This window comes from Yoonia sp. SS1-5, from assembly GCF_038443705.2.
GTDB classification, from domain to species: Bacteria; Pseudomonadota; Alphaproteobacteria; order Rhodobacterales; family Rhodobacteraceae; genus Yoonia; species Yoonia rhodophyticola.
Genome location: NZ_CP151767.2, coordinates 2,081,947 through 2,105,509, shown reverse-complemented (window position 1 = coordinate 2,105,509; position 23,563 = coordinate 2,081,947). Strand labels below are relative to the sequence as shown.

The 23,563-nt window shown below is 58.6% G+C and carries 24 protein-coding genes; 14 read left to right on the top strand and 10 right to left on the bottom strand.

Translation table 11 applies throughout. The annotated features are described in order from the left end of the window. Positions 1-61 precede the first annotated feature (61 nt). Positions 62-2,050 (bottom strand): ABC transporter substrate-binding protein, encoded by a 1,989-nt coding sequence (locus AABB31_RS11975; RefSeq protein WP_373634782.1) that lies wholly within the window; start codon positions 2,048-2,050, stop codon positions 62-64. Between the two features lie 166 nt (positions 2,051-2,216). Here AABB31_RS11975 and AABB31_RS11970 point away from each other — a divergent pair, with 166 nt between their 5' ends. Further along, positions 2,217-3,104 carry a helix-turn-helix domain-containing protein gene (locus AABB31_RS11970; RefSeq protein ID WP_342077919.1) on the top strand — a complete coding sequence of 296 codons (888 nt, stop codon included), beginning with the start codon at positions 2,217-2,219 and terminating at the stop codon, positions 3,102-3,104. Here the strand turns inward: AABB31_RS11970 and AABB31_RS11965 are convergent, their stop codons facing one another. Next, entirely contained in the window at positions 3,105-4,157 is a 1,053-nt protein-coding gene (locus tag AABB31_RS11965) for an NAD(P)-dependent oxidoreductase (RefSeq protein WP_342077920.1), read from the bottom strand. It lies immediately after the preceding gene. Positions 4,158-4,314: 157 nt separating this feature from the next. Between AABB31_RS11965 and AABB31_RS11960 the strand changes: the two genes are divergently transcribed. The 8 genes from AABB31_RS11960 (at position 4,315) to AABB31_RS11925 (ending at position 11,358) form a co-directional block, all read left to right on the top strand. Next, positions 4,315-5,241 (top strand): ABC transporter ATP-binding protein, encoded by a 927-nt coding sequence (locus AABB31_RS11960; RefSeq protein WP_342077921.1) that lies wholly within the window; start codon positions 4,315-4,317, stop codon positions 5,239-5,241. Beyond that, positions 5,238-5,999, top strand: a complete 762-nt coding sequence (locus AABB31_RS11955; protein ID WP_373634781.1) for an ABC transporter permease — start codon at positions 5,238-5,240, stop codon at positions 5,997-5,999. The genes AABB31_RS11960 and AABB31_RS11955 overlap by 4 nt, the downstream gene beginning before the upstream one ends. 36 nt (positions 6,000-6,035) lie before the next feature. Next, positions 6,036-6,827 (top strand): S49 family peptidase, encoded by a 792-nt coding sequence (locus tag AABB31_RS11950; RefSeq protein WP_342077922.1) that lies wholly within the window; start codon positions 6,036-6,038, stop codon positions 6,825-6,827. A gap of 160 nt (positions 6,828-6,987) precedes the next feature. Further along, positions 6,988-7,764: an SDR family oxidoreductase gene (locus tag AABB31_RS11945; RefSeq protein WP_373634780.1), complete on the top strand. Its 777-nt coding sequence runs from the start codon at positions 6,988-6,990 to the stop codon at positions 7,762-7,764. A 286-nt stretch (positions 7,765-8,050) separates the two neighbouring features. Next, the gene (uvrC, locus tag AABB31_RS11940; protein ID WP_373634779.1) at positions 8,051-9,919 is read left to right on the top strand and encodes an excinuclease ABC subunit UvrC; all 1,869 of its coding nucleotides are present in this window, start codon (positions 8,051-8,053) and stop codon (positions 9,917-9,919) included. Between the two features lie 78 nt (positions 9,920-9,997). Continuing rightward, positions 9,998-10,663 (top strand): CDP-diacylglycerol--glycerol-3-phosphate 3-phosphatidyltransferase, encoded by a 666-nt coding sequence (gene pgsA / locus AABB31_RS11935; RefSeq protein ID WP_342078841.1) that lies wholly within the window; start codon positions 9,998-10,000, stop codon positions 10,661-10,663. Continuing rightward, positions 10,663-10,908: a molybdopterin converting factor subunit 1 gene (gene moaD, locus AABB31_RS11930; protein WP_342077923.1), complete on the top strand. Its 246-nt coding sequence runs from the start codon at positions 10,663-10,665 to the stop codon at positions 10,906-10,908. The genes pgsA and moaD overlap by 1 nt, the downstream gene beginning before the upstream one ends. Next, complete coding sequence (locus AABB31_RS11925; RefSeq protein WP_342077924.1) at positions 10,909-11,358, top strand: molybdenum cofactor biosynthesis protein MoaE; 450 nt, start codon at positions 10,909-10,911, stop codon at positions 11,356-11,358. 64 nt (positions 11,359-11,422) lie between these two features. Here the strand turns inward: AABB31_RS11925 and AABB31_RS11920 are convergent, their stop codons facing one another. The 5 genes from AABB31_RS11920 to ilvD all read right to left on the bottom strand — a co-directional run bounded on the left by AABB31_RS11920 (position 11,423) and on the right by ilvD (position 15,630). Beyond that, on the bottom strand, positions 11,423-11,914 hold the full coding sequence (locus AABB31_RS11920; protein ID WP_342077925.1) for a fasciclin domain-containing protein: 492 nt from the start codon (positions 11,912-11,914) through the stop codon (positions 11,423-11,425). A 135-nt stretch (positions 11,915-12,049) separates the two neighbouring features. Continuing rightward, positions 12,050-12,415, bottom strand: coding sequence for a hypothetical protein (locus AABB31_RS11915; protein ID WP_342077926.1), 366 nt, complete (start codon positions 12,413-12,415; stop codon positions 12,050-12,052). Positions 12,416-12,443: 28 nt separating this feature from the next. Beyond that, positions 12,444-13,217 carry a DUF6478 family protein gene (locus AABB31_RS11910; protein WP_342077927.1) on the bottom strand — a complete coding sequence of 258 codons (774 nt, stop codon included), beginning with the start codon at positions 13,215-13,217 and terminating at the stop codon, positions 12,444-12,446. Between the two features lie 66 nt (positions 13,218-13,283). After that, entirely contained in the window at positions 13,284-13,895 is a 612-nt protein-coding gene (locus tag AABB31_RS11905; protein WP_342077928.1) for a dihydroxy-acid dehydratase, read from the bottom strand. Between the two features lies 1 nt (position 13,896). Then, the gene (gene ilvD / locus AABB31_RS11900; protein ID WP_342077929.1) at positions 13,897-15,630 is read right to left on the bottom strand and encodes a dihydroxy-acid dehydratase; all 1,734 of its coding nucleotides are present in this window, start codon (positions 15,628-15,630) and stop codon (positions 13,897-13,899) included. Between the two features lie 108 nt (positions 15,631-15,738). Between ilvD and AABB31_RS11895 the strand changes: the two genes are divergently transcribed. Then, complete coding sequence (locus tag AABB31_RS11895; protein ID WP_342077930.1) at positions 15,739-16,647, top strand: CPBP family intramembrane glutamic endopeptidase; 909 nt, start codon at positions 15,739-15,741, stop codon at positions 16,645-16,647. Positions 16,648-16,654: 7 nt separating this feature from the next. On the opposite strand, the gene AABB31_RS11890 is transcribed toward AABB31_RS11895, so the two are convergent. Then, positions 16,655-17,371: a hypothetical protein gene (locus AABB31_RS11890; protein ID WP_342077931.1), complete on the bottom strand. Its 717-nt coding sequence runs from the start codon at positions 17,369-17,371 to the stop codon at positions 16,655-16,657. A gap of 144 nt (positions 17,372-17,515) precedes the next feature. Here AABB31_RS11890 and accD point away from each other — a divergent pair, with 144 nt between their 5' ends. The 3 genes from accD to AABB31_RS11875 are packed head-to-tail and all read left to right on the top strand — an operon-like array spanning position 17,516 to position 20,231. Further along, positions 17,516-18,457: an acetyl-CoA carboxylase, carboxyltransferase subunit beta gene (gene accD, locus AABB31_RS11885; RefSeq protein WP_373634778.1), complete on the top strand. Its 942-nt coding sequence runs from the start codon at positions 17,516-17,518 to the stop codon at positions 18,455-18,457. Positions 18,458-18,486: 29 nt separating this feature from the next. Next, on the top strand, positions 18,487-19,728 hold the full coding sequence (locus AABB31_RS11880; protein ID WP_342078842.1) for a folylpolyglutamate synthase/dihydrofolate synthase family protein: 1,242 nt from the start codon (positions 18,487-18,489) through the stop codon (positions 19,726-19,728). Continuing rightward, positions 19,725-20,231, top strand: a complete 507-nt coding sequence (locus AABB31_RS11875; protein ID WP_342077932.1) for a hypothetical protein — start codon at positions 19,725-19,727, stop codon at positions 20,229-20,231. The genes AABB31_RS11880 and AABB31_RS11875 overlap by 4 nt, the downstream gene beginning before the upstream one ends. Positions 20,232-20,557: 326 nt before the next feature. On the opposite strand, the gene AABB31_RS11870 is transcribed toward AABB31_RS11875, so the two are convergent. Both AABB31_RS11870 and zapE read right to left on the bottom strand, forming a co-directional pair. Continuing rightward, positions 20,558-21,325 (bottom strand): hypothetical protein, encoded by a 768-nt coding sequence (locus tag AABB31_RS11870; protein ID WP_342077933.1) that lies wholly within the window; start codon positions 21,323-21,325, stop codon positions 20,558-20,560. Positions 21,326-21,422: 97 nt separating this feature from the next. After that, positions 21,423-22,478, bottom strand: coding sequence for a cell division protein ZapE (gene zapE / locus AABB31_RS11865; protein WP_342077934.1), 1,056 nt, complete (start codon positions 22,476-22,478; stop codon positions 21,423-21,425). 142 nt (positions 22,479-22,620) lie between these two features. On the opposite strand from zapE, the gene AABB31_RS11860 reads away from it, so the two are divergent. Continuing rightward, on the top strand, positions 22,621-23,559 hold the full coding sequence (locus tag AABB31_RS11860; RefSeq protein WP_342077935.1) for a phytanoyl-CoA dioxygenase: 939 nt from the start codon (positions 22,621-22,623) through the stop codon (positions 23,557-23,559). The last annotated feature ends 4 nt before the right edge of the window (positions 23,560-23,563 follow it).

Genomic DNA, 23,563 nt, shown 5'->3' with positions numbered 1-23,563 from the left:
GCGATCAAAGTTGCGCGGCCATCATCGCTGACAGCCGCGCGTTCCGCTACACACGTATCGCCTAGTATTCGGCAATCGTGTCAGGGAGGACCTCTTGTTCCTGATCGGCAGCAGGTGTCCACAGGCGCTCGCGGATCACACCGTCTTCGGCCCATTCATACATGAACACTGGTGTGCCGGGATGCGCGTTCTTGATCCGCTTGTTGACCAGCAATGCCGCAGGCACCTGAACGGTCCCGATTGTGTAGGCATTGGCCGTCACCAGCTGCTGCATCTCGCGTGCAAGCTGGGCCTGCTCGGCTGCGTCGGATGAGCTTTGCAGCGCGGCGAGCTTCGCTTCCAGATCAGCTTCGAATGGCAGACGGTCGCCACCGGCGTTGAAATGCGGGCAATTGGCGCCGGCAGGCCAGCTGCGGCAGGTTTCCCGCGTGGGCAGGATCACGTTGTCACGCATCATCATCGCGCTAAACTGACCACCGGTGAAGTTTGTGTCGGCAACGGTCTGATCGACCGCACGGGTCTGCACCGCGATACCCACTTCGGCCAATTGCGAGGCCACAGCTTCCAACTGCTTGATGCTGGCATTGCCCGCCTGGCTGACATCCACGTTGATCGTCAGGTTGTCGCCACCGCCGGGCATGTTGCGGGTGCCGTCACCATCGGTATCCACTACATCCAGACCGTCCAGAAGTTCCGCCGCCTTGGCCTGATCGAATGGATGATAGTCCGACGAGGACGCATCATAGTAGGGGGATCCAGTCGCAAAGCCCGAGATATACGGATAGGCAAATGGGCCACGGGCCAGCGCCTGCCCAATCGCGTCGCGATCCAATGCGTGGCTGAGGGCCAGGCGGAAATCCGTCTCGCGGAACAATGTGCGCAGGGCTTTTTCGCCCTCATCCTCGGCACCGGCTGCATCCATGTTCAGAACCAGACGCCATGCCAGAACACGTGGCCCAAAATTGGCACGCACAGGGCTTGCATCGTCCTGGGATTGCTTGAGCGCTTCGACATAGTTGCCCGGATCTTCCATGTTGGAAAAGTCGCCCGTGCCTGCCACAGCCTGCGCCGTCCGGTCGCCCCATGTGGACAGGCGGAAGTGCATTTCGTTGTAGTAGGGCAGCTGCTGGCCGCTTTCGTCCACTTTGAAATAGTATGGGTTGCGGCGCATGATCACCAATTCATCCGGGCGATGCACCACAGGCACCCATGCCCCCAACACGACAGGTGGCAGCACATCATTCGGCAGTGCCTGGGTGTAGCTGTCATAAGTCGCATCGCTGTTATATTCCGGATGCGCATCCTTCAGCACATGGCTGGGACCCGGGCAGCCCTGAATATAGGCGAGGTTTTCGACGATGGTTTCCGATTGCGGTTCTGCGAAGACGAATTTGAACGTGTAGTCGTCAATGACTTCCATTGATGCGCCACCACCAAAGCTGTCCTTTGCCATCCGCGAGGCGACATTTTCGTTCTGCACATTGTCTTCGTACCAAAAGCGCACGTCTTCGACGTCAAATGCATCGCCATCCGACCATTTGACGCCTTGCATCAGATTGATGGTCAATTCCGTATTGTCATCATTGAATGACCAGCTTTGGGCAAGGTTCGGCAGCGGGCCGGTCTGATCTTCGGCCTTGACCTGCCAGCGCGGGCCCTGACGGACAAGGCATTCCTGCATTGCCATGTTGATGCCGCCCCAGCCCTGATGCTGGCCAGCCATCCAGTTCCATCCCTCTGGACGGCCGCCGATCACATGGCGAAACACGCCGCCATATTCGCCCACACCGTCAACCATGGCGCCGGTCTTGAACACAATAGGTTCTGCCGGCAGGCGATCAGCCACTGGGGGCAACGCGCCCGATTCCACAAATGCATCCAGCATGGGAGCCTGCGAATAGCTGTCCACCGTGCCATGCGCATAGATATCGCCGCGCCCGATCAGTTCGTATTCAAGGCCTGACAGGCTCCGCTCTTCGGGCATGTCGTCGGCTTTTGCAAGTGTCCCCACACTCAACAATGCCGTCGTCAGGCCAAGCGTAATCTTCAATCTGCGATTAGAAGTCACCGTTAAATCCTCCCATTGGTGCTTTGTGGGGTTCATAAGACGCGACACCTCGCGATCTGTCTTTCGGACAGGCACTAAAGACTTCCGGAAAATCAAACATGGTATGCCGTTGTTTACAAAGCACTGCTAGTGTCGGCCCATGAAGCACATGACGCCGCACTTTCAGGGTTCGCTTGATCCGTCCAACGTTGTTGACGATTTCGAGCTGATGACTCATGGCGGCGGCATGTATCTGCAGCATCATCGCCCGCGCGCGATGAACGAGCCCTATCATGTCCATCCGTCAATCGAGATCAATTATCTGCAGGGCTGCGATATGATCTATTCCTTTGGCGGCAAGACAGTTCGGGTGCCACAGGGGCGGTTTTGTATTTTCTGGGCCGCGCAGCCGCATCGGGTAACCGATGTGGTTGGCGCGGGTACAATCACAAATGCCTATGTGTCATTGCAGGAATTCTGGTCATGGCCGGTACCGCAGGATTTCACGCAGGCGCTATTGGGTGGCGGCGTGATCCTGGCCGCCGATCATTTGCCCGGCGATGATATCCTGGCCGGGCAATGGGCGCGGGAGATATCCCCTGACACCGAAGCGATGAGCAGGCTGCACTGTCTTGAGCTGCAGGCCCGGATCACACGCGTCGCGTTAAGTGGTTGGGACGTCATTGCGCAGCCGCAACAATTGGGCGGCCGGTCCCGGATTGGCGGCAACGCCATCGTTCATTTTGAACGGATGCTGCGTTTTGTAGCACAGCGTTACACTGACCCGATCAGCCTTGCTGACGTGGCTGAAGCGGCCTCGGTATCAAAGAACTACGCCAATACGCTGTTCAAGAAGATACTCGGCACCACCGTAAAGGCCCATGTCACCGAAATACGGGTCTACCGGGCGCGGATGCTGTTGGCCGAAACTGACGCCAAGATCTTGGGGATCGCGCTTGATTGCGGCTTTCGGTCCTTATCCGCGTTTTATGAGGCGTTTCAGAGCCTGACCAATATGACCCCGGCGCAATTCAGGCGACAATTGCGCGGGGAATGATCAGCGCTCTTTGGCCATGGATGTGACCTGTGCTGCATCGCCCACACCAGCCAATGACGCGATTTTTTCAGCATCAGCCAGCCCAAGCCGCCGGGTCGCATCACCGGCCATGATATGCGCCAGATCGTCGATGATCATGTCACCGATCAGCTGCCTGCCCCCGGCAACCGCGGCCGCGCGATGCGGTGAGAAGATCGCATTGCCAAGCTGCCGGATCGGGTCATCTGCCGGAACGGGCTCATGTGGAAAAACGTCGATGGCTGCCCGGATACGACCCGCCCTGACGCATTCGGTCAGCGCCGCGAAATCCACCAGATGCGCGCGGCTGAGCAGGATCAGCAGCGCATCCTGCGGCATCAATGCCAGCTTGTCTGCGCCAAGCAGGTGATGATTTTCGCGGGTGGGGACTGCGGCGACAAACAGGCAACGGGCCTGCGCAAGGACGTCGTCCAGATCGGTCAACTGTGCCCCGAACTGCGTTGCAACTGCATCCGGCAACCATGGATCATAGGCCAGGATGTCGGGTGCAAATGGCGCCATAAGGCGGCAGATCTCCTGCGCGATCTGCCCAAAGCCGATAAACCCGACCCGGGCGCCAAACAGGGTGAAATCTGTGTTTTCATTGTCGCTTAGCCAGTTTTCCCGGCCATGGCGGAATGCCTCATGTTCGCTGACCAGGCCCCGCCCGCCGGCAAGGGCCATGGCCAAACCCATTTCTGCCACCGATTGCCGAAATCCGGGCGCGCATGTCAGCACCTCAATCCCCGCTGCAGCACAGGCGGCGTAGTCTATAGTGTCCGGAAAGCTGCCGGACACTTCGATAACGGCCTTCAGATGCGGCGCCCTGTCAATGGTTGCCTGATCGACGACCGGATTGGCCGCGATCAAGACGGCCGCATTCGGTAACTCGTCGTGTAGCAACCTGTGTGGGATCGGCCCGTCCTGTCCCCAGATCACAGTGTAGGTAGCGAACAGCACAGATCGCGCAGCGGGCGAAAAGAGTTCGTCCATCTGCCGCCAGTCGGGATCGAGTATCAGGGTTGGTTTGGTCATGTTGTTTCGGCAAATCATGCGCCCGCACTGCCGCGAAGTCAAACGATGCGGGCAATTGCCAACGGCCATCGCCGGGCGGCCTGAACTTGCGGCTTCTGACCTTTCCCTTCGGCGGTTCTGGGATTACGGTCCACCGCAGCACACAGAAGGTCTGCCAATGTCCGCAATCGTTTCCGTCAAAAACCTGCACAAGGCTTATGCAGGTGGTTTTGAGGCCCTGAAAACCGTCAATCTTGATATCGAAGAGGGCGAGATCCTTGCACTTTTGGGGCCGAACGGGGCGGGGAAGACCACGCTGATTTCGACGATTTGCGGCATAACCGTGCCAAGCGCGGGGACGATTACGGTTGGCGGGCATGACACCCAGACCAATTTTCGGGCGGCGCGCAGTCTGATCGGACTGGTCCCGCAGGAGATCAACCTGGAACCGTTCGAGACGGTTTTCGGAACGGTCAGTTTTTCGCGCGGGTTGTTCGGCAAAAAACGCGATGATGCCTATATCGAAAAGATCCTGGGGCAGTTGTCATTGCTCGACAAGCGGGACAACAAGATCATGATGCTGTCGGGGGGCATGAAACGCCGGGTCCTGATTGCCAAGGCGTTGGCGCATGAACCGCGCGTCCTGTTTCTTGATGAACCGACCGCGGGCGTGGATGTGGAACTGCGCAAAGACATGTGGGAGGTCGTCGCAGACCTCAAGGCCAGTGGCGTGACCATCATCCTGACCACCCATTATATCGAAGAGGCGGAGGCCATCGCCGACCGCGTTGGTGTCATCAACAAGGGCGAGATCTTGCTGGTGCAGGACAAGGCCGAGTTGATGGCCCAGATGGGGCAAAAACAGCTGCGGATCGAACTGGCCACGCCGGTCGATAATGTGCCTGACGCATTGGCAGCCTATGCATTGGAACGCGCCGCAGATGGCAGAAACCTGATCTACCGGTATGACACAACGGGCGAACGCACGGGCATTACGACCTTGCTTGGTGATCTGCAGAAGGCCGGGCTGCAGATGACAGACATCCAGACCCAGCAAAGCAGCCTTGAAGATATTTTTGTCGGTCTGGTGAAGGAAACAGCATGAACCTGAACGCGGTCCTGACCATCTACATGTTCGAAATGCGACGGTTCTTTCGGACAATCACGCAAAGCCTGGTGTCGCCGGTTTTGTCCACGTCGCTTTACTTTGTGGTGTTCGGAACGGCCATCGGCAGCCGCATACAAGAGGTCGAAGGCGTCAGTTATGGGGCGTTTATCGTGCCGGGGCTGATCATGCTGACGGTGATGACCCAGGCCACGTCGAATGCCAGCTTTGGCATCTATTTTCCGAAGTTTATCGGAACCATCTACGAGCTGCTGTCCGCGCCGGTCAGCTTTCTCGAGATCGTGGCCGGGTATGTGGGGGCAGCGGCCACCAAGGCGATGTTTATCGGCGTGGTCATTTTGATCACATCCTTCTTTTTTGTGGATATCAGCATCGCGCATCCGCTGGCGATGATCGCGTTCCTGACGCTGACTTGCGTCAGCTTCGCGTTGCTTGGGTTTATCATCGGGATTTGGGCAGGGAATTTCGAACAGCTGCAGTTGATCCCGCTGCTGGTGATCACCCCGCTGGTGTTTCTGGGCGGCTCTTTCTACTCGATCGCGATGCTGCCGCCGGTGTGGCAGAACATCACCCTGTTCAATCCCGTCGTCTATCTGATCAGCGGATTTCGCTGGTCTTTCTTTGGGACCGCAGATGTCAGCATCGGTTTATCACTGTTCGCGATTGCGCTGTTCACAGGCATCTGTCTGGCCTTCATCTGGTGGATTTTCCGGACGGGATGGCGGATCAGGCAATGACTTGTGCATCCCTTCAGACACCCTAAGTAGAGCGGCATGAAGTATATCCCATTTACAAAGTCCGATCCCTTCGTCGCCGTGATCCGGTTGCAGGGTGCGATCACAAATGGCGGCCGGGGGTTGGACAACCCCACGCTTGCCCCTGTCATCGAAAAAGCGTTCTCGAAGGGCAAGCCAGCCGCTGTCGCGCTGGAAATCAACTGCCCGGGTGGATCGCCTGTGCAATCATCCCTGATCGCCGCCCGTATTCGCCGGCTTGCGGATGAAAAGAAAATCCCGGTCTTTGCATTTGTCGAGGATGTCGCGGCCTCGGGTGGTTATTGGCTGGCCTGTGCCGCAGACGAGATTTTTGTCGATAGCTGTTCCATCACCGGATCCATTGGCGTGATCAGTGCTGGTTTTGGCGCGCATGAAGCGCTGGGCAATTACGGGATCGAGCGTCGCGTGCACACGGCCGGCAAATCCAAATCCATGCTGGATCCTTTCAAGCCGCTCAAACCCGAAGATGTGGACAAGTTGAAAGGCTGGTTAGAGGACCTGCACGAGACATTTATCAACTACGTGAAATCGCGGCGCGGCACCAAGCTGTCGGATAACCCTGATCTTTTCTCGGGCGAGGTCTATATCGGCCAAAAAGGGCTGGATGAGGGGCTGGTCGATGGCATCGGGCATCTGGCGCCTGTGATGAAGGACCGTTTCGGCGACAAAGTGCAGTTCAAGCGCTATGGCGCCAAACGGTCGATCCTTTCTCGCTTTGGGACCCAGATTGTCGGCGATACGATTGCGGGGATCGAGGAACGGGCGGCTTTCGCCCGGTTCGGCCTATGATCCTCAAGGCGATCTTTATCTTTCTGGCCTTCATGGGGGTCCTTGGATTGTTCGGCAAGTGGCGGTTTCCGGGGCAGGATCGTTTGGCGCAGGCCAAATGCCCGAAATGCCAACGTTACCGGATCGGCAAGGGACCATGTGTTTGTGAAAAGGGGCGGACATGAAAGCACTGGTGACAGGTGCAGGGGCCCGGCTTGGGCAGGCTATGGCCCTTTGCCTTGGGCAGCGCGGATATGACGTTGCGGTGCATTATGCCGGATCGGCAGCGGGCGCATCGGACACGGTGGCGCAGTTGCAGGCGATGGGGCGCAAGGCAGTTGCCTTGCAAGCGGACCTGTTATCAGAGGATGCAACCCAGGCCCTGATCGGGCGGGCGGCAGACGCGATTGGCGGGCCGCTGACCTGCCTGGTCAACAATGCCTCGATCTTTGAGCATGACGACATCAACACGGCGACCCGTAAAAGCTGGGACAGACATCTGGAATCAAACCTGCGCGCACCGTTTGTCCTGACCCAGACCTTTGCGGCGCAGGCCCCAGACCCGATCAATGACGATATGGGCGAACCTGTCGCACAGGCACTGGTGGTGAACATGCTTGATCAACGTGTGCACAAGCTGACGCCGGAATTCATGAGCTATACCATCGCCAAGATGGGACTATGGGCAATGACCCGGACCGCGGCACAGGCGTTGGCACCCCGTGTGCGTGTCAATGGGATCGGTCCCGGACCCACCCTGCAGGGGCATAACCAAAGCGCTGCGCATTTCGCGCGACAGCGTGAGGCTACTGTTTTACGGCGCGGCGCAAACCCGTCAGACATTACCGCCGCGTTGGCATACCTACTGGAGGCACGGGCCGTCACCGGGCAGATGATCGCCGTGGATGGGGGGCAGCATCTGGGTTGGGAAACCCCCGATGTTCTGGGTGTAGAGTGAGTCTGGCCGCAAGTTACGCACCGGGCCATGTCAACCTTCACAAAATCTTTACAAATAGCCTGTTTTTCAATGCTTTAATCATCTGGTAATAAAAATATACTTTCTTTTCAGTGGGTTAAAAAAGTGCCTAAAAAACAGGCAATCCGACGAAGTCAGCCGAAAATAAGGAAAATTTCTGATTTTCGCAGAATAACTCACCGAGTTATCCACAGAAACAGTGGATGCCTTTTCTCTTGTCCCTGCTGCTTTACCATTGCAGCCAAATAAGAATCACGGGACCGTGAACATGACTGTGCAACCTAAGGATCAAGCCGCAACCGGATACGAGTGTATACGTAGGTACCTCCGTAGTCTGGATAGCTCACCCGGTGTCTACCGGATGCTTGATGCAGAAAGCCGCGTTCTTTATGTCGGCAAGGCGCGCAACCTCAAGGCGCGTGTCAGCAATTATAGCCGGCCCGGTCAGCACAGTGCCCGGATCACGCGGATGATCCGCGAAACCGCGTCGATGATGTTCCTGACAACGCGGACAGAAACCGAAGCCCTGTTGCTTGAACAAAACCTGATCAAGCAGCTGAAGCCACGCTATAATGTGCTGCTGCGGGACGACAAAAGCTTTCCCAATATTCTGGTCGCCAAGGACCATGCTTTCCCGCAGATCAAAAAGCACCGTGGTGCCAAGAAACAAAAGGGGGACTATTACGGCCCGTTTGCCGGGGCGGGTGCTGTCAATCGCACGCTCAATCAGCTTCAGCGTGTGTTCCTTTTGCGCAATTGCTCGGACTCGGATTTTGAAACCCGTAGTCGGCCGTGCCTGCAATATCAGATCAAACGCTGCTCTGGCCCCTGCTGCGGACTGATCAGCGAAGACGATTATGCAGGGTCGGTCCGTGATGCCGAACAATTCCTGCAGGGCCGGACCAAGGGCATTCAGGAAGCACTTGCCAAACAGATGCAGGATGCCAGTGCGGCGCTGGAATTCGAGCGCGCCGCCGCCTTGCGCGACCGCATCAAGGCCCTGACCCAAGTGCAATCAGCGCAGGGTATCAACCCGCAATCCACGACCGAGGCGGATGTGATCGCCCTGCACACCGATGGCGGTCAGGCCTGTGTGCAGGTCTTCTTTATTCGGGCGAACCAGAACTGGGGTAATCATGACTATTACCCACGCATCAGCGGGGACGAAGACCTGTCCGAGGTGATGGAGGCCTTTGTCGGTCAGTTCTATTCCAACCGCGAACCACCCCGCATGCTGATCCTGTCGCATGGTCTGGATAATGACGATCTGATGGCGGATGCCCTCGCTGAAAAGGCCGGCCGCAAGGTCGAGATCACGGTCCCGCAGCGCGGCGAAAAGGCTGAACTGGTGCAATCAGCCTTGCGCAACGCCCGTGAAAGCCTGGCGCGCAAGATGTCCGAAACCGCCACACAGGCAAGACTGCTTAAAGGTGTGGCCGAGGCGTTTGAGATGGATAAGGTGCCGGACCGGATCGAGGTTTACGACAACTCGCATATTCAGGGTGCGCATGCGGTTGGGGCCATGATCGTGGCTGGCCCTGACGGGTTCGACAAAAACCAGTACCGCAAGTTCAACATCAAGGATACCAAACTGACCCCCGGTGATGATTTCGGAATGATGAAAGAGGTCCTGACCCGCCGGTTCCAAAGACTTTTGAAGGAAGATCCGGACCGGACCCAAGGCACCTGGCCGGATCTGCTATTGATTGACGGCGGCGCAGGGCAGGTAAGCGCGGTGCGCGAGATCATGGATGATCTGGGTGTCAGTGATATTCCCATGGTTGGCGTGGCCAAAGGCGAAGATCGTGATGCGGGCAAGGAAGAATTCCACCGAACCGGCAAACCCGTGATGGCACTGCGTCACAATGATCCGGTGCTTTATTTCATTCAGCGCATGCGGGACGAGGTCCACCGCTTTGCCATCGGCACCCATCGCGCCAAGCGGTCCAAGGCCATCGGCGCAACCCCGCTTGATGATATCCCCGGCGTGGGCGCCACGCGGAAACGCGCCCTGCTGGCCCATTTCGGATCCGCCAAGGCCGTTGCGCGCGCAAATCTGGCGGATTTAAAGGCAGTTGATGGCGTATCTGCAAATATGGCGCAGACGATCTACGACTACTTTCACGAAAACGGGTGATCCCGACGGATGCAGCACAGTGACCCTGTGATGACGGCCCCTCTGGTATCGTCGTCTTACCCACGCTACCACTGGCATATGCAATTGAACCTACCAAATATCCTGACGATCCTGCGCCTTCTGGCGGCCCCCGGCGTGGTGATCATGTTTCTGTACTTCACCCGGCCATGGGCGGACTGGTTCGCCCTGATCCTGTTTGTTGCCGCGGCCCTGACCGACTTTCTCGATGGGTATCTCGCACGGCTTTGGAAACAGGAAAGCAAGCTGGGGGCGATGATGGACCCGATTGCCGACAAGGCGATGGTGATCATTGCGCTGGTGGTCATCACGGGCTTTTCGGGGATGAACCCGTGGATCTTGTTGCCCGCGACGGTGATTATCTTTCGCGAGGTCTTTGTATCCGGCCTGCGCGAGTTTCTGGGCGAAACCGCAGGTACGCTGAAGGTTACGGTTCTGGCCAAATGGAAAACGACCGCCCAAATGGTCGGGATTGCGCTGCTTTTCGCGACAGGCGCGTTTGAGCATTATTTCGGTATGCAATCGCTGGCGATGACATCGGAAATGGTGCAGGCGGCCATTGACGGCACCGGCCCGGATGAACTGGGGCTTTGGTGGAAATACCAGGGTATGGTCGTCAGCTGGTGGGGTGGGATCACGGTTCTGTGGGTGGCGGGCGTATTGACGCTGATGACCGGCTGGGACTATTTCCGCAAATCGCTGCCCTATCTGAAGGATGTTGGATAATGAATGTGATGTATTTTGCATGGGTCCGCGAGCGGATCGGTATCCCGCAGGAAGAAGTCACCACCGAGGCGGCGACCGTCAATGACCTTGTGGCTGAACTAAGATCACGTGAAGACCGCTATGCTGCGGCGTTTGCAGACATTTCCGCCTTGCGCGTGGCGCTGGATCAAGAGCTGTCGGATTTTGACGCACCCCTTAAGGACGTGCGCGAGGTTGCGTTTTTCCCGCCAATGACGGGCGGCTGAATGCAGGTCAGGGTACAGTCAGAACGGTTTGATGCCGGTGCCGAGCTGAACAGCTTTGCAGATGGGCGCACCGATATCGGCGCGGTGGTCAGCTTTACCGGCGTGGTCCGCGATACTGATCAGACTTTGCAGGAAATGCAGATCGAGCATTATCCGGGCATGACCCAATCGGCGATCAGCAAAATTGCGCAACAGGCGATGCAGCGGTGGGAACTGGCCGATTGTCTGGTCATTCATCGCTATGGCGCATTGAAACCGGGCGCGCCCATCATGATGGTTGCCACCGCCGCGGCCCACAGGGCAGCTGCGTTTGCGGCGGCTGACTTTCTGATGGACTATCTGAAATCCCGCGCCCCGTTCTGGAAAAAAGAAATCACTCAGCAAGGGGCGCAATGGGTGGCGGCAAAAGACGAAGACGAAGATGCGCTGCAACGTTGGGCAGCCGACTAGGGCCACGGCCTCGGGCCGCCCCCGCCACGCATCAGCGTGGAAGAGGCGACACTACGCGATCCATTTAGGGCAGCAGCACCTTGTCGATCACGTGAATCACGCCGTTTGAGGCAATGATGTCAGCCGTGGTCACATTGGACTGCTCGACCTTGACGCCGTTTCTGCCGTCAATATGCACGTTTTCACCGTTGACGGTCGCAACGCTTAGCCGCTGACCGGCCAACTGGTCTGACGTGACCGCGCCTGGAACGACGTGGTAGGTCAGAATGGCGGTCAGCTGATCCTTGTTCTCGGGCAGCAGGAGGTTATCAACTGTACCGGCAGGCAAGGCCGCAAATGCTGCGTCGGTTGGTGCGAAAACGGTGAACGGGCCATCGCCCTTCAACGTCTCAACAAGGCCTGCGGCGGTGACAGCCGCAACCAGCGTGTTGAAGTTGCCGTTAGAGGCCGCGATGTCCACGATATCCGGTTCTTTTTCCATCATGGGTGTGCAGGCCGCGACGATGGCAACACCGGTGGCCAAGATGGCGGTTTTCAATGCAAGACGACGATTCATAAAGGGTGTCCTTTCCTGTCCCTGTTAACGTCATTGTTACGCGCCGGTGACGGGACTGGTTTGCGATCTAACAATGTGTTGAACCGCCCCTGCCGGACTGATCCATTTTGCTACAATGCACGTAGCGCGCCGGGGTTAGCTATCGGTGCAATGCCGTCTGAACGACCGTTTGAGCATATCAAGTTCGCTGCGCAGCAGGCTGATTTCGGCGCGCAGATCCTCGGCGGCGGCTGCGCCGCTTAACACGGAAAAGCTGGCCACGGTTGCGTTCTGCGCATCACTGATCACGATTGTCTGCACCCCGTCACTGATCACCGTTGCTGGCAGGCTTAGCCTGATGTGCCAGGTATCTGTCGGCGCGTCATGGGTCAGCTGCAACCCATCAAGCGTCACGCCATCATGTGTGGCCTGCAACTTGGGCGTGTCGGGCCCGGTGCCGGAAAGCTCTGCCTCCCATACCCCGCCGAACAGGCGTGTATTGTTAAGCTCCCAGTTGTTCATTCTGCGGATCCTGCCCCTTGCAAAGTTATCATAGGGCCGCCCGTGGGTGGCGACAAATGGTCAGATCACGCAGGGTCGTCTTGGTCATCGACGGGGCGTCGAACATCAGATCTATCCACATGTGGCTGGTGCGTTTCTCGTTCAACTGGCTATAGGCAAGATCAAAAGAGATATCACATTCGCCATCCTGATCGGGCAAGGGCAGCAGAATCTGATCGGTGTTAGGGCCGCTCTTGACGTTGAGACGCGCCTGAATGGTGATCGGCGCCTCACGTTCGATGACGGTGGATAGCTGGATCAGATGGCGCTTTTCCAGGCCGTCGCAGACATCGGGCGGCAAATCGACAACCAGCGACAGGAAGCTGCCTTCGAAATGCAGCACCTCCAGGCTGACCCCGAATGCCGCCAGATCGTGGTCGCGGGTATTCCGGATCTGCCGCAAGGCGATCTCTTGCGCGGGACAATCGTGAAAGATTGCCAGTTCCGTCCCCAATCTGGATTTGTTCAGCGCCGGTGCGACCCCTTGTTCCGGCAGTGGCCCACGCCAAAGTTGTGGCCGCCATGACCAATCGGTTCCGCTGGGCCGGGCGAATGTGTTTGATCCGATCCGGGGCAGTGCAAGCCGGTTGTCAGCCACATGCAGCAATTCCTGCAACGGGCCACGCAATTGTCGGGCCTGCTGCCGATAGGCGCGCAATGTGGACAATTCAGCATCACCCGCGATCTGAGACGCATGGTTCCACCGCCGCAACGCCCGCCGGTGCAGCAATCGTCCCATGATGCCGTGCGGCTTCATCGCCATTTACGCAGACCTTCTGTCAGCCGTGTTTGCGACAGAATGTCAAATAAGGGTAAAGAATGAAACAATTCAGGTGTCAGATGTTTCAGCCGTCTCACCAGTGGTCGAGGGCAAGAGCCCATTCAGCACCAGATCCAATAGCCAGGCACCGGTGCCGTCGCGCAGGGGTGCAGTCGCCAGCCCTCTGACGGCCACTGTCACCAACCGTCCGTCGATATCGGTAAAGGCCCGCCATTCCTCGGCCCCCAATCCCGCGATGGGTGGGGCGCCTGCATCGGTGAATTGCACGGTGACAGCGTTTTCGCCGGTTTCCGCTGCGATGACCTTGATCTGATCGGGTTTGCCATCCTTGCTAAGCAGGACAGCGCCCGCTTCTGAATTCAGCAGACCGACTAGAGCGTCCTCTGATCCGATGACAGCCCCGCTGGTTGCTGGACCAACCTGCACGGTGGCGACCCCAAGTGCGTCAGGTGCCTTGTCATCGGCCCCCAGTGACGCACATGAGGCGATCAACGCAAACCCATCCGCAGGCTGGCTGGCGGCAGGGTCAACACAATAGCCCGCCGGGGCGTTTGCATTGACCGCGCCATCAAGTAGGGCCAGCGATTTTACAGGCGCCTCGAACGGCGCACATGAGACGATGGCCAAAACAGCGGCCGAACAAAAACTGAACCGTATCAAATCAAAGATCCATATAGATGTGCTTTTCGCCCTTCGCGCCCGGATGCGTCACAGCACCCAAACGCGCGCCGCCCACAAGCTGCGCGTATTTCCACAGCGCGCCGGAGGCATAGATCGTTTCCCGTGGCCCTTTCCAGTTGGCTTTGCGGGTCGCCAGTTCTTCGTCGCTCAGATCGACGCTCAACTCGCCCGTGATCGCGTTCAGCGTGATGACGTCGCCATTGACCAGAAGGCCGATGGGACCGCCATGTGCGGCCTCTGGTCCCACATGGCCCACGCAGAACCCGCGTGTGGCACCCGAAAAACGACCATCGGTGATCAAGGCCACCTTTTTGCCCATCCCTTGCCCGGACAAAGCTGCCGTGGTCGCCAGCATTTCGCGCATGCCTGGCCCACCGGATGGGCCTTCGTTACGGATGACGATGACTTCGCCTTCTTCGTATTGGCGGGCTTTGACGGCTTCAAATGCGTCTTCTTCGCACTCGAATACCCGTGCCGGACCGGTAAAGGTCTGTTCCGCCTCGGTCATGCCAGCGACTTTCACAATCGCACCTTCCGGGGCCAGGTTGCCTTTCAGCCCGACAACGCCGCCCGTTGCGGTGATTGGTGTTTCAACCGGGTAGATGACGGTGCCGTCGGCATCGCCTCTGATCATGTCCAGCTCTTCCCCCATGGTGCGCCCCGATGCGGTCATGCAGTCTTCGTGGATCAGCCCTGCTTTGCGCAGTTCCTTCATGACCACAGGAACGCCGCCCGCCTCGTAGAGGTCCTTGGCCACATATTGGCCACCGGGCTTGAGGTCGACGAAATAGGGCGTGTCGCGGAAGATATCGCAGACGTCGAAGAGGTCGAAATCAACCCCGGCTTCGGCCGCAATCGCAGGCAAGTGCAGACCCGCATTTGTGGACCCGCCAGTGCAGGCCACGATCCGCGCCGCATTTTCCAGCGACTTGCGCGTGACGATATCGCGGGCGCGGATGTTTTTTTCGATCAGGTTCATGACCGCTTCGCCCGAGGCGATGCCATATTGGTCGCGGCTTTCGTAAGGGGCGGGTGCACCGGATGAATTCATCAGCGCAAGACCGATGGCTTCGGACACGCAGGCCATGGTGTTGGCGGTGAACTGGCCGCCGCAGGCACCGGCCGATGGGCAGGCGACCCGTTCCAGCACTTCCAATTCGGCGTCGGACATATTGCCCGCCTGATGTTTGCCGACCGCTTCGAAGACGTCCTGCACGGTGACGTCCTTGCCATCCAACCGGCCGGGCAGGATTGACCCGCCATAGATAAAGACGGATGGCGTGTTCAGACGCACCATCGCCATCATCATGCCGGGCAGGGATTTGTCGCAACCCGCAAGGCCGACGATGGCATCGTAGCAATGGCCGCGCATGGTCAGTTCCACGGTGTCGGCAATCGCTTCGCGCGACGCCAGCGAGGACCGCATCCCTTCATGACCCATCGCAATGCCGTCGGTGACCGTGATCGTGGTGAACTCGCGCGGTGTGCCGGACCCTTTCTTGACGCCCAGCTTGACGGCCTGCGCCTGCCGGTTCAGCGAGATGTTGCAGGGGGCAGCCTCGTTCCAGCAGGTGGCAACACCGACCCATGGCTGTTTGATCGCCTCTTCATCCAGACCCATCGCGTAGAAATAGGACCGGTGCGGCGCGCGCGCGGGCCCTTCGGTCACGTGGCGGCTGGGTAGGTTGGATTTGTCTGGCTTGCCCTTCAGCATTGGTTCTCTCCCCGGAAACTGTTGAAAAGGGTCTAAATAGCGGGGTCGCCTGACGCAAGATGCAAACGGGCGGTTGCGATGGTGACATTGGGCGGCCTAGTGTCGGCCATGACTGATCCATATGCCAACCACATCCAATTCTTCCGCGCAGCCTGGGGCCGGACAGAGCTTTGGCGTCTGGCGCTTATGGTGATCGGGTTCGAGGTCGTATTCTTCATGGGGCCCGTGATCGTGGCTGGTGCTATGCCCACCGATACGGCCCGCAACGCCTATTTTGACGGGCTGACCCCGCTGGCGACACTGGCGCAATTTGCAACCTTTGGCGTGACGGCCCTGGGCTTTGTGCTGCTGTTGCGCGTCGTGCATGACCGCGGGTTCTGGTCGCTGGTCGGTGCGCCTGACCGTGCCATCGTGGATCTTTGGAACGTGACACTGGGGGTCGGCGCCGTTCTGCTGGTTCTTGAGGTCTTGCCCCCCTGGATTGCCTTTTCCGAACTGGCCGAGGCCCGCAACCTTCTGGGCTGGCTTTTATGGTTGCCCTTTGCGTTGGTGGTGCTGTTGATACAGGTCACCACGGAAGAGATTTATTTTCGGGGCTACCTGCAGCAGCAACTGGCCTGTCTGACAAATATGCCGGTTGTGTGGATGGGCATTCCGTCAATTCTGTTCGGGGCGGCCCATTTCTACAACGGGTATGGGTTTGCGGACGGGGTGCTGTGGGGGATTTGGGCCACGATGCTTGGATTGGCCTGCGCAGACCTGACCGCCCGGACCGGGACATTGGGGGCGGCCATCGGGTTGCATCTGGCCAACAACATCTTTGCTGTCTTGATCGTGGGCATGCAAAACTGGCCCTCGTCCGGGCTTGCGCTGTTCCTCTACCCTTACGACGACCCGGCGCAATATGACTGGAGTGCAGCCAGACTGGCCGAACCGGCGGCGATCCTCGAATTGGTCAGCCTAACCCTGACGGTGCTGGTCATGTGGCTGGCCGCAAGGATCGCCCTGCGCCGTTAGGATCGGGCTATTCCGTGATGGGTAGCGCGTCTGACGCGTCTTCCTCCAACGGGATGAAATCGCCCTCATTCTCGAAATCCGATAGCGTGTCTGTCTCGGCCGGGATCGCCTCTTCCTGGGGAAAGGGCGGGACGGTCGGCGTGGTATCGGATTTGCCGAAGTAAAACCCTAGGATCGTCCCCAGGATCGCAATCATCGAGGTCAGGATTTCCTTTGAGCGCTCAAAGCGCAGGCCCTTGTCATCGGACGAGGTGACATTGGCTGTCACGATGATCAGCGCAAGCGCGATGACGCCCAGCGTAAAGACAAACGTGATCAATCCGCGTGCGGTATCAACATCCGCCAGACGGGTCAGCAGCGGGGCCTCTTTGGGCTCCGGATGGCCCCAATAGGTCAGAAGGGTGGGTTCGAAAATCGCGCCGAACAGGATCAGAATGACAGCGCCCATGAACAGGAATACACCCAGACCGAAGGCGTTGACGCCAATCGAAAACCTGCCCTTGGATTGGGTCCGCTCGTATCTGTCGAAGGCGAGCGATACCTGCCGGACAAGTTCCAGCTGCTTTTGTTCATCGGCCTGCGGATCGGCTTTGATCAGATCCCATGCATCCGATACCGCCCCCACATATTGCCATTTGTCGGGGGCTTCGCTGGCATAGGTTTGCAGCACCTTGAAACCGGTTTGCTTGCTGTCGGTCAGCCATTCAAAAAAGCTTTGCTTCATAAAAACACCTATTGGAAAATTGGCTAATGCGGCCAGCCTAGCACAGCGTGCGGCAGAGGCCAAAAGGAACACGGGCCCGCCGTCGCAATTGCATTTCCGAACACCCCGGCATATCTGAGGCTTGTTAACGCAGAAGGCCGCGCCATGAACTGGATCACCAACTACGTCCGCCCGACCATCAACTCGTTGTTTTCGCGCAGGGAAGTGCCCGAGAACCTTTGGACCAAGTGCGATGATTGCGGCACGATGCTGTTTCATCGCGAGTTGGCTGACAATCTGAACGTTTGCACCAATTGCGACCATCACATGCCAATCGGTGCGCGTGATCGCCTGCGGTCTGTCTTTGACGGCGGCGTATTCATCGAGGTCGATGTGCCTGACCCCGTGGCCGACCCGCTGCAATTCCGCGATCAGAAGAAATACACCGACCGGATCAAGGATGCCCGCCGCAAGACGGGCGAAAAAGATGCCATGCTGGTGGCCGAGGGCGAAGTTGGGCGCACAGGCGTCGTGATCGCGGTGCAGGATTTTTCGTTCATGGGCGGGTCCATGTCGATGTATGTCGGCAACGCCATCGTCGCCGCGGCCGAGCGTGCGATTTCGCTTGGCCGTCCGCTGATTCTGTTTTCTGCCGCCGGCGGTGCGCGGATGCAGGAAGGTATCATGGGCCTGATGCAGATGCCCCGCACCACAATCGCGGTACAGATGCTCAAAGAGGCGGGGTTGCCCTATATTGTCGTGCTGACCCATCCAACGACGGGGGGTGTCACCGCCTCTTACGCGATGCTGGGTGATGTACAGATCGCCGAACCCAACGCCTTGATCGGCTTTGCAGGCGCGCGTGTCATTGAGCAGACCATCGGGGAAAAGCTGCCCGAAGGGTTCCAGCGGGCGGAATATCTGTTGGATCACGGCATGCTGGACCGGGTCACCAAGCGAACGGATCTGAAAGACGAACTGGTCACCATTGTCCGCCTGCTGATGAAACAACCTGCACCGGTCAAAGGTGATCTGCCCGCGCCGGAAATCGTCTCGGAAGCTGCCGAGGAACTGGACGCCGCCGCCGCCGCAGAAGAGGCGAAGTGACCACAGCTTCGGATGTCATTCTTGAACGGATGATGGCGCTGCATCCAAAGGTCATTGACCTGACGCTTGATCGTGTCTGGCGCTTGCTGGATGCGATGGATAACCCGCAGGACAAACTGCCCCCGGTCATCCATATCGCAGGCACCAATGGCAAAGGATCGACCCAGGCGATGATCCGCGCGGGGCTGGAGGCCGGCGGCGCAAATGTGCATGCCTACACGTCACCGCATCTGGCCCGGTTTCATGAACGCATACGCCTTTCGGGCGCGTTGATCGCCGAGGACGCGCTTTCTGACGTGCTGGACCGGTGTTATCAGGCGAACGGGACCGACCCGATCACCTACTTCGAGATCACAACAGTCGCCGCCCTTGTTGCATTTGCCGAAAGTCGCGCAGACTGGACCTTGCTTGAGGTCGGTTTAGGGGGCAGGCTGGACGCCACGAATGTTATTGCGGTGCCTGCGTTGACGATTATTACCCCTGTAGATTTGGACCATCAGCAGTTTTTGGGCGACACACTCGCGCAGATTGCGGGCGAAAAGGCCGGGATCATTAAACGCGGGGTCACCTGTGTCGTCGGACCGCAGCATGATGATGCAATCGCCGTGATCGAGGGGGTTGCAGCCCGCATGAACGCCCCGCTTCTGGCCTATGGTCAGCACTGGCATGTGGCGCGGGAACGCGACCGCATGATTTACCAGGATGAGACCGGGCTGCTGGATCTTCCGCTGCCCAACCTGCCCGGCCCGCATCAGGTCTATAATGCAGGTGCAGCAATTGCGGCTTTGCGTCACCTGAACTGTGGCGAGGCCGCATGCGAGGCGGCGGTCAGTCAGGCGGATTGGCCTGCGCGGATGCAGCGTCTGACGGCGGGCCCGCTGGTTGATTTGGCCGGGGGCGCGGAATTGTGGCTGGATGGGGGGCATAACCCCGCCGCCGGGCGTGCGCTGGCCAAAACGTTGGGAGAACAATCGGCGCGTCCGACCCATCTGATCTGCGGGATGTTGAACACCAAGGATATCGGCGGCTATCTGCGCCCGCTGGCGGAGGTGGCAGAAAGCCTTGTCGCCGTATCAATCCCCGGCGAAGCCAATACATTGCCCGCCGCAGAAACAGAGGCGAATGCGCGCGCCGTCGGGTTGGACGCCCGGTCCGCGCCGTCGGTTGCAGATGCGATCAGGTCCATCACGGATGTTGCACCACATGCCCGCATCCTGATCTGCGGCTCGCTCTATCTGGCCGGGCATGTCATCCGCGAGAACACCGCATGATCCGGCCCCTGTCGATTGCATTGGGGCTGTGCGCCGGTCCAACCCAGGCCGCAAATTTCTATTTTTGCTGGCTGGGCGATAACGGGTATTCCATGACCGGCGAAATGACCGTCAATGAAACGGCCCTGAACAAGCCCATTGTGACGGCGCGTGATGTCACGCAATTTGCCATCGCGGGATTTCGCGATGGTCAGCAGATTGGCAACTGGGATCTGGCCACCAAACAGGCTGGCGATACCTGGGTCCTACATTTTGACCCGGCGACCAACAGTTTCCTGACCGGTGACGCCCTGCCATCGGGGTTTTCACAAGGCTGGAACGCGGATGGAACAGCCGAGGATTGCGGCGCCGGGCGTTTCGGGTTCAATTCTGGCAATCAGGCACAGGATTTCTGCCTGGATGGGGTCTGGATCGAGGAAAGCGGCGTTGATCCGCAGACCACGTTTCTTGTCAGTCCGGTGCCGGTTGATCCGCAATGCCGGGTCTATGTGCCGACAAGTTAGGGCGATTCGCGAATCAGTCTATTGACGCCGAATCACTTCGTGGGCTAGATTCGTTTTCAACCAGAAGCGCATCACAAAAGGCGCAACGGATCGAGCTTGGCAGGGCAGTGGGGCGGGCTTTCGGGCCTGTCTTTCTGTTTTTCAGCAGGATGGCATTTGCCGCACGCAGATTGTGGCAGCGACAATCAAAGGCCCGCATCGCGGGCCTTTGGCTATTCTGGCCCTATAGCGTTTGACGAAATACCTGATACATCGAGCATCACGTAACGCGTTGAAATCTTTGATTTCAGGCAGCGTTAGGTGATTCAGGTTTTTCGCATAACGCTTTAGCGCGTTGCCCCAAATGTCCCGATGACATCGTCGCTGGGCAAGTCCACGACGAATGTTCCGGCCGCCTGATCGCCGCTGCTGCCATAGATCGTACCATTCAGCGCGCCACCCAGGGCGGTGCCGCCCGTGATATCACCGTTGAACCGGCCATTGCTGACCGTCCCACCTGTGACGCTGAACGTGTTGCTGGCACTTGCCGGATCGACCCCTGTAAGCGTGGCATCAAACGTGTTGGTGGCAAAACCCATCTCCAGACGGATACGGCCATTTGCGATGGTGGTCTGGTTAATGCCCAACGCACCGCCGTTATAGACAACGGTGCCGCTGGGCAGGCGGCTGGACAGCGTTTCATTGCCATCGACAAACACCCCCAGACGCGGGGCACCAAGCGATGGCGCTGGTCGATCTTCTGTCACGATATACAGAACATCCCTGGTCGTGGGCCCGCTTGGCAGTGATGTCAGGATCACCGCGCCTTCGCCCAGTGGGCCTTCAAATCCGTCACCATCGAGGTTCAGCAGGGATGTACTTTCGCCATCGACCTCGAGGGTAATGGACGAGGCAGAGTTGAACCGCACCGTCCCGGTTGCGGTTTCAGCCGACCCAAAACGCGCCGTCGCCCCCGTGCCACCGAAAGTCCCACCAATCAGGTCGCTTTCGCGAAAGTTGCTGTTCGGAATCTCAAGGCCAATGCCGGGGGTTTCTTCGGCGGGCAGGCAGGCCGTGGTCAGACCCAGTGCCAAAAGGAGAAATGGTTTTTTCATATGCAGCATATCCTGAACAGTTCGGACAGTTGATGCCCGGGGACCATGGCAAAAAGCAGGCCATTGCGTGGTATTTCCCCTGGCGGGGCTCCTGACCCTAGCTTTGCCCCCAGCCGTCCGACTGCATTTCCCGCAAGCGGCTGGCGGTGCGTTCGAATTCAAACGTTCCTTCGCCTTCGACATAAAGCATCTCGGGCTTGGCAGCGGCCGAGCAGATCAGCCGCACCTTGGCCTCGTATAGCGTGTCGATCAGGGTGACGAACCGTTTTGCTTCGTTGAAATTGTTGCGGGACAGGGTGGGGATCTCATCAAGGATCAGAACCCGCACCGCGTCTGCCAATGCCAGATAATCTGCCGCCCCAAGGTACTTGCCGCACAGATCGTAGAATTTTGCGCGGGCCACGCCGTTATGAAATAGCGGCAAGGTGACCTCGCGCCCTTTGACATGCAGCGTGAGGGTCTCGGATTTTCCCCCGGAAAGCCGTTCCCAGATATCGTCGATTGCCATGCGGGCGGCTGCATCAATTGGGGTGAAATAGCTTTGTGCGCCGGCCAGCCGATCCTGTCGGTAATCCGTATCGCTTGCCAGTTCGTGAATGACCATGTGGTCTTTGAGCAGCCCGATAAACGGCACGAACAATTGCCGGTTCAGCCCGTCCTTATACAGGTCGTCAGGCGGCCGGTTTGATGTCGTCACAACGGTGACGCCCGCCTTGAAAAGCGCCTCGAACAACCGCCCGACAAGCATCGCGTCGGTAATGTCGGTGATCTGCATCTCATCAAAGGCAAGGAACCGGACGTCATCTGCCAGCTTTGCGGCCACCGGTGCAATGGCATCATCCACGCCGCGCTTGCGTGCTTGCGTCATTTCCGCATGCACCCATTGCATGAACGCATGGAAATGGCGGCGCTGCTTGGGGGCATCGACATGATCATAAAGCAGATCCATCAGCATGGATTTGCCGCGGCCGACCCCGCCCCACATATAAAGGCCCGGAATTGGGGGTGGCGCCTTGCGGAATAGCCCTGATTTGACCGGTTGTGCCAATGCGGCCCGTACCCGTTCAAGCTCGGGCAACACCGCCAATTGGGCGGGGTCTTCTGTCAGGGTGCCTGCATCAATGGCGGCCTGATATGCCTGTTGTATCGTCATCACCGTGGGATAGCCTGCGCCACGACGCTTGAAAAGTCAGGAACATGCTTTGGCCCAACGCGCCTGTGACCAGCCGTAGGCGCGTTTATGGCTGGACAGCCGCGTCATTTGCGGGCGAACCTGATACTGGGAGGACATGAACATGCAGCCAGATGCCGACGCGATCAGCCATCCGATCAGTGCCGGGTTAACAACCCAGCTGAAGGATATCGAAAAGACACTGCCGCTGCGCGTCTTGTCAAAGGCCGATTGGACGCACTGGATCACGAAAGGCTACGTGATTGTCCGTCAGGCCGTTCCGGTGGCGCAGGCCAAGGCGCTTGCGGATGTCCTTTGGGCGTTTGACGAAAAGGACCCCGCTGATCCGTCAACCTGGTACGCCCCCGAGCGGCGCCCGCATGTGCGCAAGGAACTGAACAATGCAGGCATGGTCGAAATCTATCACCATCAGGCCTTGTGGGATAATCGGCAAACCCCGCGTGTCTATGATGCTTTCGTGGATATCTGGGACCGCGAGGACCTGTGGGTCACGATTGACCGGGCCAACCTCAATCCCCCCAAAAAGGGGGCGACCACCAAGGATGGATTCATTCATTGGGACGTGAATACCAGCCTTGATCCGCCCCCGATCGGTGTACAGGGGGTGCTGAGCCTTGATGTGCAGGACAGCGAAACAGGCGGCTTTCAATGCGCGCCCTATCTTTTTGAGCATTTTGACGAATGGGTTGCGACGCAACCTGCGGATCGCAACCCGCTTTTGCCCGATATGACAGGCATTGCGCGCGAAGATATCTCGCTTGATCCGGGTGATCTGATGATCTTCAACTCTTTGCTGGCGCACGGGGTCAGGCCGAATATCTCCAAGGATCGGGTGCGTCTGGCCCAATATATCTCGATGCATCCGGCTGAGCCCGAGAATACCCGCGAAAAGTCGGAACGCATCCGGCTGTGGCAGGAGGTCGAGCCGCCCAATCGCCCGGATTTTCCCGGTGATCCCCGTGGTTGGGAAAAGCAACATGTGCGCCCGGCGGCGCTGTCACCGCTGGGGCGGCGCCTGTTGGGCGTGGATGACTGGGCCTGATCCG